The 16,349-nt window shown below is 63.9% G+C and carries 12 protein-coding genes; 10 read left to right on the forward strand and 2 right to left on the reverse strand.

All coding sequences use genetic code 11. The annotated features are described in order from the left end of the window. The first annotated feature begins 125 nt into the window (after positions 1-125). The 10 genes from RGV59_RS23230 to RGV59_RS23275 all read left to right on the forward strand — a co-directional run bounded on the left by RGV59_RS23230 (position 126) and on the right by RGV59_RS23275 (position 14,007). Complete coding sequence (locus tag RGV59_RS23230) at positions 126-1,985, forward strand: extracellular solute-binding protein (protein WP_126586703.1); 1,860 nt, start codon at positions 126-128, stop codon at positions 1,983-1,985. Then, positions 1,985-3,046 (forward strand): microcin C ABC transporter permease YejB, encoded by a 1,062-nt coding sequence (locus RGV59_RS23235; RefSeq protein WP_057005432.1) that lies wholly within the window; start codon positions 1,985-1,987, stop codon positions 3,044-3,046. The genes RGV59_RS23230 and RGV59_RS23235 overlap by 1 nt, the downstream gene beginning before the upstream one ends. Continuing rightward, on the forward strand, positions 3,046-4,068 hold the full coding sequence (locus RGV59_RS23240) for an ABC transporter permease (protein ID WP_017846638.1): 1,023 nt from the start codon (positions 3,046-3,048) through the stop codon (positions 4,066-4,068). The genes RGV59_RS23235 and RGV59_RS23240 overlap by 1 nt, the downstream gene beginning before the upstream one ends. A 10-nt stretch (positions 4,069-4,078) precedes the next feature. Further along, on the forward strand, positions 4,079-5,656 hold the full coding sequence (locus RGV59_RS23245; protein ID WP_126586705.1) for an ABC transporter ATP-binding protein: 1,578 nt from the start codon (positions 4,079-4,081) through the stop codon (positions 5,654-5,656). 108 nt (positions 5,657-5,764) lie between these two features. Beyond that, entirely contained in the window at positions 5,765-7,165 is a 1,401-nt protein-coding gene (locus RGV59_RS23250; RefSeq protein ID WP_126586707.1) for a sigma-54 interaction domain-containing protein, read from the forward strand. Positions 7,166-7,450: 285 nt separating this feature from the next. After that, the gene (locus tag RGV59_RS23255; RefSeq protein WP_126586709.1) at positions 7,451-8,842 is read left to right on the forward strand and encodes a GntP family permease; all 1,392 of its coding nucleotides are present in this window, start codon (positions 7,451-7,453) and stop codon (positions 8,840-8,842) included. A gap of 7 nt (positions 8,843-8,849) precedes the next feature. After that, the gene (locus RGV59_RS23260; RefSeq protein ID WP_108526408.1) at positions 8,850-9,623 is read left to right on the forward strand and encodes a 3-hydroxybutyrate dehydrogenase; all 774 of its coding nucleotides are present in this window, start codon (positions 8,850-8,852) and stop codon (positions 9,621-9,623) included. Positions 9,624-9,795: 172 nt separating this feature from the next. Continuing rightward, complete coding sequence (locus tag RGV59_RS23265) at positions 9,796-11,751, forward strand: acetoacetate--CoA ligase (protein WP_126586711.1); 1,956 nt, start codon at positions 9,796-9,798, stop codon at positions 11,749-11,751. A 139-nt stretch (positions 11,752-11,890) separates the two neighbouring features. Continuing rightward, positions 11,891-13,699 (forward strand): ATP-binding protein, encoded by a 1,809-nt coding sequence (locus RGV59_RS23270; protein ID WP_126586713.1) that lies wholly within the window; start codon positions 11,891-11,893, stop codon positions 13,697-13,699. Positions 13,700-13,731: 32 nt separating this feature from the next. Beyond that, the gene (locus RGV59_RS23275; protein WP_046383114.1) at positions 13,732-14,007 is read left to right on the forward strand and encodes a peptidylprolyl isomerase; all 276 of its coding nucleotides are present in this window, start codon (positions 13,732-13,734) and stop codon (positions 14,005-14,007) included. A 105-nt stretch (positions 14,008-14,112) separates the two neighbouring features. Here RGV59_RS23275 and RGV59_RS23280 read toward each other — a convergent pair whose 3' ends face one another. Next, positions 14,113-15,021: a sugar kinase gene (locus tag RGV59_RS23280; RefSeq protein WP_126586715.1), complete on the reverse strand. Its 909-nt coding sequence runs from the start codon at positions 15,019-15,021 to the stop codon at positions 14,113-14,115. Between the two features lie 117 nt (positions 15,022-15,138). Continuing rightward, positions 15,139-16,347 (reverse strand): amino acid deaminase, encoded by a 1,209-nt coding sequence (locus RGV59_RS23285; protein WP_017846647.1) that lies wholly within the window; start codon positions 16,345-16,347, stop codon positions 15,139-15,141. Positions 16,348-16,349: the final 2 nt, after the last annotated feature.

Consider the following 16,349-nt stretch of genomic DNA (forward strand, 5'->3'; position numbering starts at 1 on the left):
TCCACGCTGATGCTTGAAACAACGGCCCGCCTTTTGGTGGGCCGTTGTGCATGGGATGACTGGCGATGCTCAGGCCGTTAGCGTACAAATCCCTATTCTCCTTCACCCGGCGCTCAAGGCAGATAATGCGACTGGCTTTTTCGACTCTATTCAGCTCCACCCTGGCTCTGCTGCTGGCCAGCACCGCTGTGATCGCGGCCCCGCAAACCTACCTGACCGTGTATGGCGAACCGGCCAAATATGGCGCCGGCTTCAGCCATTTCGACTACGCCAACCCCAACGCGCCCAAGGGCGGCAGCCTGCGGCGTTCGGCCATCGAAATCGGGCGCTTCGACCATGTGCTGCCCTATATCGACAAAGGCATCGGCGTGTCCCAGATCGACGGCTGGCTCTACTCGCCCCTGGCCCTGCGCTCCCTGGACGAGCCGTACACGGTCTACGGCCTGGTCGCCGAGAAGATGGAACGCGCGGACGACGGCCTGTCGCTGCGCTTCTACCTCAACCCCAAGGCCCGTTTTGCCGATGGCACACCGATCACTGCCGAAGACGTGCGCTACAGCTTCGATTTGCTGATGACCCAGGGCAGCCTGCGCTTTCGCACGCTGTTCGCCGACGTCAAACACGTCGAAGTCGAAGGCGAACGCCAGGTGCGCTTCGATTTTTCCAGCGATGAAAACCGCACCCTGCCGCTGGATATCGCCACCCTGCCGGTGTTCCCCGAGCACTGGTGGAAAACCCGCGACTTCGCCAACGGCGGCGGCTATGAAGCGCCGCTGGGCAGCGGCCCGTATAAGGTCAGCAAGATCGACGCGGGCAGCACCATCACCTTTACCCGCAACCCTGACTGGTGGGGCAAGGACTTGCCGGTCAGCCGTGGCCTGTACAACTTCGATCACCTGAGCCTGGAATATTTTGGCGACACCGAAGTGGCGCGCCAGGTGCTGCGTGGCGGCGCGTATGACTTCAACCGCGAGTTCTCCGCCACCGGTTACTCCATCGGCTACAACGGCCCGGCGCTGGATGACGGCCGCCTGCAACGGGCGCACCTGGCCAAAGAGATGCCGCAACCGGCCCAGGGCTACGTGTTCAACGTGCAGAACCCGATGTTCAAGGACCGTCGCGTGCGCCAGGCCCTGGCGATGCTGTGGGATTTCGAATGGGCCAACCGGCAGATGATGCGCAACCTGTACATCCGCCAGCAGAGCTACTTCTCCAATAGCCCGCTGGCTGCGAGCCAATTGCCCACTCCAGAAGAGCTGGCGATCCTCGAACCGCTGCGTGGCCAGGTGCCCGATGAGGTGTTCACCCAGGTCTTCAAAGCGCCGGTCACCGACGGCAGCGGCATGATCCGCGACAAGCAACTGCAAGCCCTGGCCCTGCTGGAAGAAGCCGGCTGGAAACCCAAGGGCGACAAGCTGGTCAACGCCGCGGGCGAGCCGCTGGAGTTCACCTTCCTCAATGCCCAGGCCGGCATGGAGCGTCTGTTGCTGCCGTACAAGCGCAACCTGGCACAGATCGGCATCACCCTGAACATCCGCCGCATCGACTCCTCGCAGTACGTCAACCGGCTGATGACACGGGACTACGACATGATCGTCACCGGTTTCCCAGTCACCACCTCGCCGGGGATGGAGCTGTACAACTACTTCGGCTCCGCCGCCGCGTTCGACCCGGGCGCCAACAACTACACAGTGCTCAAGGACCCGGCCATCGACAGCCTGATCAAAGGCCTGGTCAAGGCCAACACCCAGGCGCAGATGCTCACCTACGCCCATGCGCTGGACCGGGTGCTGCAATGGAACTACCTGTGGATCCCCAATTACTACCCGCCCGGCACGTCCGCCGCGTGGTGGAACCGCTTCGGCCGCCCGGCGATCGAGGCGAAGAATGACGAAGCCCTGGAAACCTGGTGGGAAATCAGCCCCACGCCACTGACGAACGCACAAATGAGCGCGGAGCTTAAAAAACGCGGAGGGATGCGCTGATGTTTGCCTATATCGTGCGGCGCCTGCTGTTGATCATCCCGACGCTGGTGATCATCCTGCTGGTCAATTTCGTGATCGTGCAGGCCGCGCCCGGCGGGCCGGTGGAACAGGCGATCGCCCACCTGCAAGGGATCGGCGGCGGCGGCATCGGCGGTTCCGCCGGCGAAGGCCTCGGCAGCGGCTCGCGGGCCAGCCGTGGCCTGGACCCGAAACTGATCAAGGACATCGAAAAACAATACGGCTTCGACAAGCCGGCGCCGGAGCGCCTGTGGCTGATGCTCAAGAGCTACGCCCGGCTGGACTTCGGCAACAGCTTCTTTCGCGGCGCGACCGTCACCGACCTGATCCTGGAAAAGATGCCGGTGACCATCTCCCTCGGCCTGTGGGCCACGCTGATCACCTACCTGGTGTCAATTCCCCTGGGGATCCGCAAGGCGGTGCGCCATGGCAGCAACTTCGATGTATGGAGCAGCACCGCCATCGTGATCGGCTATGCGATGCCGGCGTTCCTGTTTGCGATGTTCCTGATCGTGGTGTTCGCCGGCGGCACCTCGCTGAACTGGTTCCCGGTGCGCGGCCTGGTCTCGGAAAACTTCGACGAACTGAGCACGGTGGGCAAGGTCGCCGACTATTTCTGGCACCTGGTCTTGCCGGTTACGGCGCTGGTGATCGGCGGGTTCGCCACCCTGACCATCCTGACGAAAAACTCGTTCCTCAATGAGATCACGCGCCAATACGTGGTCACCGCCCGCGCCAAAGGCTTGAGCGAACGGCAGGTGCTGTACGGGCATGTGTTCCGCAATGCGATGCTGCTGGTGATCTCGGGGATTCCCCAGGCGTTTATCAGCGTGTTCTTTGCCGGCTCGCTGCTGATCGAGGTGATCTTTTCCCTCGACGGCCTCGGGCGCATGAGCTACGAAGCCGCGGTGTCCCGCGACTACCCGGTGGTGTTCGGTTCGCTGTTTATCTTTACCCTGTTCGGCCTCTTGATAAAACTGATCGGCGACCTCTGCTACACCCTGGTGGACCCGCGTATCGACTTCGCCGCGAGGAACGCCTGATGTTCAATCTATCTCCCGTGGCCCGTCGGCGTTTCGAGCGGTTCAAGAAGAACCGCCGCGGCTGGTGGTCACTGTGGCTGTTTATCGGCCTGTTCATCCTGACCCTGGGCGGCGAGTTGATCGCCAATGACAAGCCCTTGGTGTTGAGCTTCAAGAACGAGCTGTATTTTCCAGTGTTCAAGCGCTACACCGAGCAGCAGTTCGGCGGGCAATTGCCGTTCCAGGCCGACTATCGCAGCGACTACGTGCAGAAGCTGATCAAGCAGGACGGCGGCTGGATGCTGTTCCCGCCAGTGCCGTTCAGCGACGACACGCCCAACTACGAACTGACCCGCCCTGCCCCCAGCCCGCCCTCGGCGGTGAACTGGCTGGGCACCGACGACCAGTCGCGCGACGTGGTGGCGCGGGTGATCTTCGGCGCGCGGGTGTCGATCCTGTTTGCCCTGGCCCTCACCGCGATCAGTGCGAGCATCGGCATCGCCGCGGGCGCGTTGCAGGGTTACTACGGCGGCTGGGTCGACCTGATCGGCCAGCGGGTGCTGGAAGTGTGGTCCGGGTTGCCGGTGCTGTACCTGCTGATCATCCTGTCCGGCTTTGTCGAACCGAACTTCTGGTGGCTGCTGGGGATCATGGCGCTGTTTTCCTGGCTGGCCCTGGTGGACGTGGTGCGTGCCGAGTTCCTGCGCGGGCGCAACCTGGAGTACGTCAAGGCGGCGCGGGCCTTGGGTTTGAGCGACGCCAAGATCATGCGCCGACACATCCTGCCCAATGCCATGACGGCCACCCTGAGCTACCTGCCGTTTATTTTGACCGGCGCGATTTCCACCTTGAGCGCCCTGGATTTCCTCGGCTTCGGCATGCCGGCGGGCAGCGCGTCGCTGGGTGAGTTGATCGCCCAGGGCAAGCAGAACCTGCAAGCGCCATGGCTGGGCCTGACGGCGTTTTTCACCTTGGCGCTGATTCTGTCGCTGCTGGTATTTATCGGCGAGGCGTTGCGCGATGCCTTCGACCCCCGTGCATGAGTGAGTCTGTATGAGCGACAACCTGATCGAGATCCGCGACCTCTGCGTCGCCTTCAGCGGCCAGACCGTGGTGCGCAACCTGAGCCTGGATGTGCGCCCCGGCGAGTGCCTGGCGCTGGTCGGCGAGTCGGGCTCGGGCAAGTCGGTGACGGCCCTTTCGATTCTGCAACTGCTGCCCGAAGCCGGCACGCAAACCAGCGGCTCCGTGCGCTATCGCGGCCAAGAGTTGATCGGCGCACCGGCGGCCACCCTGCAAAAGCTGCGTGGCGACCGCATCGCCATGATCTTCCAGGAGCCGATGACCTCCCTCAACCCGCTGCACAGCATCGAAAAGCAGATCGGCGAAACCCTGCTGTTGCACAAAGGTATGGGCGGCAAAGCAGCACAGGCGCGCATCATCGAGTTGCTCGATCTGGTCGGCCTCCAGAACCCCCAGGAACGGCTCAAGGCCTATCCGCACCAACTCTCCGGCGGCCAGCGCCAACGCGTGATGATCGCCATGGCCCTGGCCTGCGAGCCGGAACTGCTGATCGCCGACGAGCCCACCACCGCGTTGGACGTGACCGTGCAGCGCAAGATCCTGCTGCTGCTCAAGTCCTTGCAGCAACGCCTGGGCATGTCGCTGCTGCTGATCAGCCACGACCTCAACCTGGTGCGCAGCATGGCGCAGCGCGTGTGTGTGATGCATACCGGCGAGATCGTCGAACAGGCCGACTGCGAAACCTTGTTCAACGCGCCACAACACCCCTACAGCCGCTTGCTGCTCGACGCTGAACCGGCGGGCGAGGTGCTGTGCGGCGAAACGCGCGAAACGGTGTTGCAGGTCGACGACCTGAGCGTGCAATTCCCCCTCGGCGGCGGCCTGTTTCAGCGCAAGACCTACCTGCGCGCGGTGGACGGCATCAGCCTCAGCGTGCAGCGCGGCAAGACGCTGGGCATCGTCGGCGAGTCGGGCTCGGGCAAATCCACCCTGGGCCAGGCGATCCTGCGCCTGCTGGACTCCACCGGCAGCATCCGCTTCCAGGGCGTCGCCCTCGACGCGCTCAACCACAAACAGATGCGCCCGTGGCGCAAACAGATGCAGGTGGTGTTCCAGGACCCCTACGGCAGCCTCAGCCCGCGCATGTCGGTGCAGCAGATCATCAGCGAAGGCCTGGAAGTCCACGCACCGTGCAGCCTCGCCGAGTGTGACGCACAGGTGATCCAGGTGCTCAAGGACGTCGGCCTCGACCCGGCCAGCCGGTATCGTTACCCCCACGAGTTTTCCGGTGGCCAGCGCCAGCGCATCGCCATCGCCCGCGCACTGGTGCTCAAGCCGGCGCTGATGCTGCTCGACGAACCCACCTCGGCCCTCGACCGCACGGTGCAGAAGCAAGTGGTAGCGTTGCTGCGCGAGCTGCAGGACAAATACGGCCTGACCTACCTGTTCATCAGCCATGACCTGGCCGTGGTGCGCGCCATGGCCCACGACATGATCGTGATCAAGGACGGCAAAGTGGTGGAGCATGGCGCCAGCCATGATGTGTTTGAATCGCCGCAACACCCGTACACCCAGGAACTGCTGGCCGCCGCACACATCCCCTTGTAGGAGCGAGCTTGCTCGCGAAAAGCGCAAGGACACCGCGTTCAACCAGCAGGCCCGCGTCATCGTTAACGTTTTTCGCGAGCAAGCTCGCTCCTACAGGATTCTGCACGCATGAACACCAGCCTCAAGGACTACCAACAGGTTCGCGGCCTGGCCATCCAGTCGCTGTTCGAGATCATCGAGCAGTCCAGCGAAGGCACGGTGATTGTCGACCGCGACGCGAACATCGTGTGGATGAACGAGCGCTACGCCAAGCGCTTCGGCCTCAAGAGCGCCGACGAAGCCATCGGCCAACCCTGCGAACAGGTCATCGCCAACAGCCTGTTGCGCCAGGTGGTGCGCAACGACCAGCCGATCCTGCTGGATATCCAGGACACGCCCAAAGGCCCGTTGGTGGTGATGCGCCTGCCGATCCACAACGACGCCGGCGCGGTGATCGGCGCCATCGGCTTTGCGCTGTTCGATGAGCTGCGCAACCTGTCGCCGCTGATCGAGCGTTACCTGAGCATGCAGCAAGAGCTGGCGTCCACCCGTTCGCTGCTGCGTTCACGCCAGAGCAAGTACACCTTTGCGCACTTTATCGGCACCAGCGCCACCAGCCTCGAAGTCAAACGCCGTGCGCGGCGCAGTGCGAGTGCCGAGTCGCCGGTGTTGCTGCTCGGCGAAACCGGCACCGGTAAGGAGTTGCTGGCCCAGGCGATCCACGGCGCCTCGACGCGGGCGCACAAGGCATTTGTCAGTATCAACAGCGCCGCCATTCCCCATGACCTGCTCGAAGCCGAGTTCTTCGGCACCGCGCCCGGCGCGTTTACCGGCGCCGACCGCAAAGGCCGCCCCGGCAAGTTGCAGATCGCCCAGGGCGGCACGCTGTTTCTCGATGAAATCGGCGACATGCCCCTGCCGCTGCAAAGCAAGCTGCTGCGGGTGTTGCAGGAGAAGGAATACGAACCGGTCGGCTCCAACGAGATGCGGCACAGCGACGTGCGGGTGATCGCCGCCACGTCCATGGACCTGGAAGCGGCGATCAAACGCGGCGAGTTTCGCGCCGACCTGTATTACCGGCTGAATGTGCTGCCGATCCAGGTGCCGCCGTTGCGCGAACGCCTGGAGGATATTCCGGCGCTGAGCGAAGCGATCCTCGAAGACCTGCGCAGCCACCACGAACTGGACCGCGAGGCCTTGGCGTTGTTGGCGCGGCATGCATGGCCGGGGAATATCCGCGAACTGCGCAACGTGCTGGAACGCGCGGCGTTGTTGAGCGATGACCGGGTGTTGGGCGCGGCTGAGATTCGCGCCGCGATCGGCACGTTCAGCCCGGTGGCGCACGAGGCGATGGAAACGTTCGAAGGCGAGACGTTCGCGGCGGCGCGGGAGCGCTTCGATCGGCAGTTGATCACCGCGGCGCTCAAGGCCTGCGGCGGGAATGTGGTGGACGCGGCCCAGCGCTTGGGGCTGGGCAGGTCGACCTTGTACAAGAAAATGGTCGCGCTGGGCCTGGCAACATCTCAATAAAGAGACAAAATTCTCAAAACAAAGACAATCTTTGTGGAAGGGGGCTTGCCCCCGATGGCAGTGCCTCAGTCAGCCTATTCTTTACAGATCCACCGCTATCGGGGGCAAGCCCCCTCCCACCTTTGATGTGTTTTTGTCTCTGAATTGAGACAAGATCTGAAAAGCTTGTTCATGGATACAATAATATCTATTTATTTCAATAGGTTATGAACATGGCACGCATCTCGCTATAGCCTTCCTCCAACGCATCACCCCACAAAAATAACAATCTGATGGAGACACACCATGAGTGTGATCATTGCCTTGGCAGCCCTCGCGCTGCTGATGCTGGCTGCCTACCGTGGCTACAGCGTCATCTTGTTTGCCCCCATCGCCGCCCTCGGCGCTGTCCTGCTCACCGACCCGTCCGCGGTCGCCCCGGCGTTTACCGGGGTGTTCATGGAGAAAATGGTCGGTTTCATCAAACTGTATTTTCCGGTGTTCCTGCTCGGTGCCGTGTTCGGCAAGCTGATCGAGTTGTCGGGTTTCTCGCGCTCGATCGTGGCGGCCGCAATCCGCTTGCTCGGCACGCGCCAGGCGATGCTGGTGATCGTGCTGGTCTGCGCCCTGCTCACCTACGGCGGCGTGTCGCTGTTCGTGGTGGTGTTTGCGGTGTACCCGTTCGCGGCGGAGATGTTCCGCCAGAGCGACATCCCCAAGCGCCTGATCCCGGCGACCATCGCCCTCGGCGCGTTCTCGTTCACCATGGACGCGCTGCCCGGTACGCCGCAGATCCAGAACATCATCCCCAGCACGTTCTTCAACACCACCGCCTGGGCTGCGCCGTGGCTGGGGCTGATCGGCACGATCTTCGTGTTCTGCACCGGCATGCTCTACCTGGCGCGCCAGCGCAACAAGGCGCAACGGGCCGGTGAAGGCTACGGCACCGAACTGCGCAACGAGCCGGAAACCGCCGAGAACCTGAGCCTGCCCAACCCCTGGATCGCGCTGTCGCCGCTGCTCCTGGTGGGCGTGATGAACCTGCTGTTCACCCACTGGATCCCGCAGTGGTACGGCAAGACCCACAGCCTCAGCCTGCCGGGCATGAGCGCGCCGGTGACCACCGAAATCGCCAAACTCACCGCGATCTGGGCGGTGCAGGCGGCGTTGCTGGTGGGCATCGTGATGGTGCTGGTGTTCGGCTGGTCAGCGATCAAAAGCAAGCTCGCCGAAGGCAGTAAGAGCGCGGTCAGCGGTGCGCTGCTGGCGGCGATGAACACCGCCTCGGAATACGGCTTCGGTGCGGTGATCGCCTCGCTGCCGGGCTTTCTGGTGCTGGCGGACTGGCTCAAGGGCATCCCCAACCCGCTGGTCAACGAAGCGATTACGGTGACGCTGCTGGCCGGTATCACCGGCTCGGCGTCCGGCGGCATGAGCATCGCCCTGGCGGCGATGTCCGAGAGTTTCATTGCGGCGGCCCATGCGGCGAATATTCCCCTTGAAGTGCTGCACCGGGTCGCGGCCATGGCCAGCGGCGGCATGGACACCCTGCCCCACAACGGCGCGGTGATCACCTTGCTGGCGGTCACCGGGCTGACCCACCGCGAAGCCTACAAGGACATCTTCGGCATCACGATCATCAAGACCCTCGCGGTGTTCGTGGTGATCGGTACTTTCTACGCCACCGGCATTGTGTGAGGTTTTCATGACGAACTTGAACGGCAAGACCGCCCTGGTCACCGGCTCCACCAGCGGTATCGGCCTGGGCATAGCGCTGAGCCTGGCCGAGGCCGGCGCCAACCTGATCCTCAACGGCTTCGGCGACGCCAGCGCGGTGATCGCCCAGGTACAGGCGTTCGGCGGCAAGGTCGGGCATCACCCGGCGGACGTCAGCGACCCGGCGCAGATAGCCGACATGTTCGCCTACGCCGAGCGCGAATTCGGCGGCGTGGATATTCTGGTCAACAACGCCGGCATCCAGCATGTGGCAGCGGTGGACGAGTTTCCGGTGGAGCGCTGGGATGCGATCATCGCGATCAACCTGTCGTCGGTGTTCCACAGCACGCGCCTGAGCCTGCCGGGCATGAAGGCCAAGGGCTGGGGGCGCATCGTCAATATCGCCTCGGTGCATGGCCTGGTGGGTTCGGTGGGCAAGGCCGCCTACGTCGCGGCCAAGCATGGCGTGATTGGCCTGACCAAGGTAGTCGGCCTGGAAACCGCCACCAGCAACGTGACCTGCAACGCGATCTGCCCCGGCTGGGTGCTGACGCCGCTGGTGCAGAAGCAGATCGATGATCGCGCGGCCAACGGCGTCGACCCGCAGCAGGCGCAACATGATTTACTGGCAGAGAAGCAGCCGTCGCTGGAGTTCGTCACCCCGCCGCAACTGGGCGAGCTGGTGTTGTTTTTGTGCAGCGAAGCCGGTGCCCAAGTGCGCGGCGCGGCGTGGAACATCGACGGCGGTTGGCTGGCCCAATAGACCAAACACAGAAAATCCAATGTGGGAGGGGCTTGCCCCCGATGGCAGTGGGTCAGTACCGCATGTGCTAGCTGATACTCCGCCATCGGGGGCAAGTCGAATCGTCGCACCGCCCCTCCCACATTCGAACTCCACTGTTTGGAAGACCTGTACAAGAATAAGAGACGTGCTTATGTCCGAGATCCTCTGGCAACCCTCCCCTGAACGCATCCGCCACACCCGGATGGACCAGTTCCGGCGCTTTATCAATGACCGCTACAACGTGCAGCTCGACGACTACCCGGCGTTGCACCAGTGGAGCATCGACCAGCGCGCCGACTTCTGGCAGGCGATCGTGGCGTTTTTCGACGTGCAGTTTCGCAGCCCGCCCAGCGCGGTATTGATCGAAGGCGCCGCGATGCCCAGCGCCGAGTGGTTCCCCGGCGCAACCCTGAACTTTGCCGAGCACCTGCTGCGCCGTCGCGACGCTCACCCCGCCGTGGTCGCCATCAGCGAAGACGGCCAGCGCGAGCAACTGAGCTACGCCGAACTGGCGGCCCACGTCGCCGGCCTGCAACGCAGCCTGCGGGCGGCCGGGGTCGGGCTGGGCGATCGGGTTGCCGCGTGCATGCCCAACACCTGGCAAACCCTGGTCGGCATGCTGGCCACCACCAGCCTGGGCGCGATCTGGTCGTGCTCATCGCCGGACTTCGGCACCCAAGGCGTGATCGACCGTTTCGGCCAGATCGAGCCCAAGGTGCTGATCGCCTGCGCCGGTTACCGCTACGCCGGCAAAACCATCGACCAGAGCGCCAAGCTCAACGAGATCCTCGAACGCCTGCCCTCCCTGCAGCACCTGATCGTCGTGCCGTATGCCCGGCCCCAGGCGCGGGTCGAGGACTATCGGAGCGACGCCAATGTCGCGCTGTGGAGTGACTTCTACCAACCGGGCGGCGCGCCTGAGTTCGTCGCGGTGCCGTTCGACCATCCGCTGTATATCCTCTATTCCAGCGGCACCACTGGCGTGCCCAAATGCATCATCCACGGCACCGGCGGCGTGCTGCTCACCCACCTCAAGGAGCACGGCCTGCATGCGGACCTGTCCCGCGAGGATTGCCTGTTCTACTACACCACCTGCGGCTGGATGATGTGGAACTGGCTGGTTTCGGTACTCGCGCTCGGCGCCACCGCCGTGCTGTATGACGGCTCGCCGTTTCACCCTGGCCCCGAGCGCTTGATCGACCTGATCGACGCGGAGCGGATCAGCGTGTTCGGCACCAGCCCCAAGTTCCTCGCCACCCTGGAAAAAGCCGGCCTGCAGCCGCGCCTGAGCCATGACCTGAGCAGCCTCAAGGGCCTGATTTCGACTGGCTCGCCGCTGTCGCCGCAGAGCTACGACTACGTGTACCGCGCGATCAAGGCCGAGGTGTGCCTGTCATCGATGTCTGGCGGCACCGATATCGTCTCCTGCTTCGTCATCGGCAACCCGGTGCTGCCGGTACGCCGCGGCGAAATGCAATGCAAGAGCCTGGCGATGGCCATCGAGGTGTGGGACGACCAGGGGCGGCCGTTGCTCGGTGAAAAAGGCGAACTGGTGTGTACCCGGCACTTCCCCGCCATGCCCATCGGCCTGTGGAACGACCCGCAGCAGAGCAAACTGCGCGCCTCCTATTTCAGCCAATTCCCCGGCGTGTGGGCCCAGGGCGACTACGCCGAACAGCGGCCCAACGGCAGCCTGCTGATTCACGGGCGCTCCGACGCGGTGCTCAACCCTGGCGGCGTGCGGATCGGCACCGCCGAGATCTATCGGCAGGTGGAAAAAGTCCCGCAAGTGCTGGAAAGCCTGGCCATTGGCCAACGCTGGCAGGACGATGTGCGAGTCGTGCTGTTCGTGCGACTCGACGATGGCGTCGAGCTGAATGACGCCCTCGAACAGCAGATCCGCCAGATGATCCGCGCCAATACCACACCACGCCATGTACCGGCGAAGATCCTCGCTGTCAGCGATATCCCGCGCACCATCAGCGGTAAGATCGTCGAACTGGCGGTGCGCAATGTGGTACACGGCGAACCGGTGAAAAACACCGACGCGCTGGCCAACCCGGAGGCCCTGGCACAGTTTCGCGACCGGCCTGAGCTGGCGCTTTAAGATGAAAGGTTTCAGCGCCAACGCACTCATTTGCAGAAAAAAACCCAATGCATGCTATTTTTCGGGGGTAGTCACCCACCGCTATCCCACCGGATAATCGCTGTTGTCATTTTTCAAAGCGTTACGCTCAGGGCTTTTTATGAAGGAAACATCCACCGGTAGCGAAGCCGCCGCATTGATTGCGCGGCTGGACTGGGCCAAAAGCCCCCTCGGTGAGGCCAATGATTGGCCGCAAAGCCTGCGTACCGCCGTGGATATCGTCGTCCACTCGCCGATGCCGATGCAGCTGTTGTGGGGCCGCGAACTCATCCAACTCTACAACGACGCCTTCGCCCTGCTGGCGGGCAACAAGCACCCCGACGCAATGGGCCAGCCGGCGCACCAGACCTGGCCGGAATTGCACAGTTTCACCGCGCCGATCTATGACGCGGTCTTCAGCGGCCAGGTGCGCTCCTTCAGTGAGCAGCGCTTTGTGCTGCAACGCAACCAGCGCGACACCGAGATCTGGCTCGACCTGACCTACAGCCCGATCCGCGATGAACGCGGCAGCGTCGCCGGCATCCTCGTCACCGCCATCGAAACCAACGAACGCCGCCAGTTCACCCAGGAACTGCAACAGCGCTCCGAAGCCAGCCTCAAAGCCCAGCAAAGCACCGAGCAACGCCTGCGCCACCTCAACGAAAACCTCGAAGAGCGTGTGGCCCAGCGCACCCTGGCACTGGCCGAGGCCAACCAGCGCCTGCAAAACGAGATGGTCGAACGCGAACGCGCCGAAGACGCCCTGCGCCACGCGCAGAAGATGGAAGCGGTGGGCCAACTCACCGGCGGCATCGCCCATGACTTCAACAATATGCTCACTGGCATCATCGGCAGCCTGGACCTGATGCAACGCTACATCGCCGCCGGGCGCAGCGACGACATCGGCCGCTTTGCCGACGCCGCCGTGGCCTCCGCCCATCGCGCCGCCGCCCTCACCCACCGCCTGCTGGCGTTCTCGCGGCGCCAGTCACTGGACCGCCGCCCGCTCGACCCGAACCAGTTGGTGGCCTCGCTGGAAGACTTGTTCCAGCGCACCAAGGGCGCGCACATCACGCTCAAGGTGCAACTGGGCCACGATATCTGGCCGGTGAACAGCGACGCCAGCCAGCTGGAAAACGCCCTGCTCAACCTGGTGATCAACGCGCGGGATGCCATGCCCGATGGTGGCGAACTGCTGATCGAAACCGCCAACAGCTACCTCGACGGCACCGACATCTCCACCCCGGAACCGGTCAAGGCCGGTGATTACGTGATGCTCGGCGTGCGCGACAACGGCACCGGCATGGCGCCGAAAATCCTGGCCAAAGCCTTCGATCCGTTTTTCACCACCAAGCCCATCGGCCAGGGCACCGGCCTGGGGCTGTCGATGATCTATGGCTTCGCCCAGCAATCCGGTGGCCATGTGACCCTCCACAGCGAACCGGGCCAGGGCACCTGCGTGCGCTTGTATCTGCCGCGCCTGCACGGCACTTCCCTGGCAAGCAGCTTGCCGGCCAGCCTCAGTGAGGCCGCGCCCGTGGCCCTGGCCGGGGAGGCTGTGGTGGTGGTCGAGGACGACCCGGCGGTCCGCATGCTGGTGGTCAATGTCCTCGATGAACTGGGCTATACCGCGCACCAGGCCGCGGATGCACGCACCGCCTTGCCGCTGCTGGAATCAGACTTGCGCGTGGATTTGCTGGTGACCGACGTCGGCCTGCCGGGCATGAACGGCCGGCAACTGGCGGAAATCGCCCGTCAGCACCGCCCGGGCCTGCGCATCCTGTTCATGACCGGTTATGCGGAAAAAGCCGCCGAACGCCAAGGCTTTCTGGAAGACGGCATGGACATGGTGGCCAAGCCGTTTTCCATCGATGTGCTCGCCACCAAAATCCGCAGCATGATCAGCGTCGACGATCCAGTTCAGGCATAATCGCGCGCCGTCGCACACCCCGGTAGAGAACCATGAAAGCCCAAGCCCGCCATATCCTGGTGAAAACCAGTGAAGAAGCCGAACAGCTCAAGCAGCGCATCGCCAAGGGCGAAGCTTTCGATGTGCTGGCCAAGAAGTATTCCACCTGCCCGTCCGGCAAGCGCGGCGGCGACCTGGGCGAGATCCGGCCGGGGCAGATGGTCGGCGCGATTGATGCGGTGATCTTCAAGAAGCCGCTGCGGGTGGTGCATGGGCCGGTCAAGAGCAAGTTTGGGTATCACTTGGTGCAGGTGTTTTATCGGGATTGAGGGGTTGGCTTTAGGGCGCTATCGGGGGCAAGCCCCCTCCCACATTCGACCGCATTGCGCTCACTGTGGGAGGGGGCTTGCCCCCGATCCGCCGCAGGCGGCCATTCACCCCCTAGGAATCAACGCCCCCGGCACCTGGATCACCCGGCTCGCCAACCGATGCCCGGCCAAGGCCGCCTCTTGCGGCGAGCCGCCCTTGAGCCGACTGGCCAGGTACGCCGCGCTGAACGAGTCCCCCGCCGCCGTGGTGTCCACCACCGTCTCGACCGGCAACGCCGGCACGACAAAACGCTGGCCTGCGCAACGAATCAAACAGTCCTCGGCACCGCGCTTGAGCACGACTTCCGCGACTGCCGGGTACGCCGCGAACACCTGTTCGCTGTCGGCATGACCAAACAATGCGCGCTCGTCATCTTCGGTCAGCAAGGCCATATCCACCTCGGCCAACACTTTGTGATAGGCCGCACGCGCCACCTCGACACTCGCCCACAAACGCGGCCGGTAGTTGTTGTCGAACACCACCCGGCCGCCGCGCCGACGGGTTTCGATCAAGGCCTGCAACAAGCGCTCGCGCCCGACTTCACCGAGCACCGCCAGGGTGATGCCGCTGAAATACACCACGTCATAGCCCGGCAACGCTGCCAGGATCGGAGCGGCGGCGGGCGTGGTGAAGCAGTCGCGCACGGCCGCTTCGTTGCGCCAGTAGAGGAATTTGCGCTCGCCGTTGGCATCGGTCTGGATGCAGTACAAGCCCGGCAACCGCCCGGGCAGGCGCTGGACCATACTCAGGCCCAGGCCTTCGTCGGTCCACTGTTGGCACATGGCGTCGCTGAAGCTGTCATCGCCCAGGGCGGTGACGTAGTCGACGTGGCCGAGCGCCCCCAACTCGCGGCGCAGGTACACCGCGGCGTTCAGGGTGTCGCCGCCGAAGCTCTGGTGCAGGCTGCCGTCGGCGCGGTGTTGCAGTTCGATCATGCATTCGCCGATGAGGGCGATGCGGGGTGTGGTGTTCATGCCTGTTGTCTCCGGTGCGGCTGATGGCCCCTTCGCGGGCGAGCCCGCTCCTACCTTTGAATGTGTTCACACATCCAAAGGGCGCAGCGGTTTTGCCTGCGATGGAGGCGACGCGGTCTAGAAGCAGGTATGCAGTGACTCGATCACCTGCAGTTGCTCATCCACCAGGCAACCGACCTGCCACTTGTCGAACGTCAGGCACGGGTGGGAAGTGCCAAAGGAAATAATGTCGCCGATGCGCAGCTCAACCCCTGGCGCAACGCTCATGAACGCATGCTGGTCCATCACCGCGGTGACCTTGCACGCGCTCACATCATCGCCTTGCGCCGGCACGATCCCAGCCTTGTAGCGCTTGAGCGGCACCGGCAAACCGGCGTCGTAGGCCACATCGCGCTTGCCCAGGGCGACCACCGCGAAGCCAGGCTCAGGCAACGATTGCACGTGGGCCCAGACTTCCAGCGCCGGGCGCAGGCCTTCGCTGAGGTCGCTGCGCCGGTCGAGCACGCAGCATTGCGCATCTTTGTAGATGCCATGGTCATGGGCCACGTAGCTGCCGGGACGCAGCACGCTGAGGAAACGCCCGGCGGCGTTTTGCGCTTCGAAGGACTCGGCGATCAGGTCATACCAGGCCGACCCCGACGCGGTGACGATGGGCTTGGCCAGGTCGAACGAGCCGTTGTTCTGCAGGTCCACCGCCAGGCGCACCAGGCTCGCGGCGAAGTCGCGGATGCCAGTGATGGCGTGTTCGCCGTGGATCACGCCTTCGTAGCCTTCGATACCGGTCAGGGCCAGCGCCGGCTGGGCCTTGATCGCCGTGGCCAGGTCGCGCACCTCTTGCTCGCTGCGGCAACCGCAACGGCCGCCGACCACGCCGTACTCGATCATCACGTTCAGGCGCAGGCCACGGGCGGCGAAGAACAGGCCCAGGTCGGCGACGTTGTCCGGGTGGTCGACCAAGCAGTGGAAGTCGAAGTCTGCGTCGGCCAGCAAGTCGGCGATCAACGCCATGTTCGGCGCGCCCACCAGTTGGTTGGCCATCAACACACGGCGCACACCGCCGGCATAGGCGGCGCGGGTCTGTACCGCGCTGGCCAGGGTGATGCCCCAGGCACCGGCGGCGATCTGGCGCTGGAACAGGGCCGGCATCATGCTGGTTTTGCCATGGGGCGCAAGCTCGGCGCCGCTGTTGCTGACAAAGGCCTGCATCCAGCGGATGTTGTGTTCGAGGGCGTCGCGGTGCAGCACCAGGGCCGGCAGGCTGACGTCACGGACCAGATGGGCGCCGACAGCGGCGGCGCCCTTTGCAACGGCGTTGATGGCAGGCATGA

It is taken from the genome of Pseudomonas sp. FG1 (assembly GCF_034313875.1).
GTDB classification, from domain to species: Bacteria; Pseudomonadota; Gammaproteobacteria; order Pseudomonadales; family Pseudomonadaceae; genus Aquipseudomonas; species Aquipseudomonas veronii.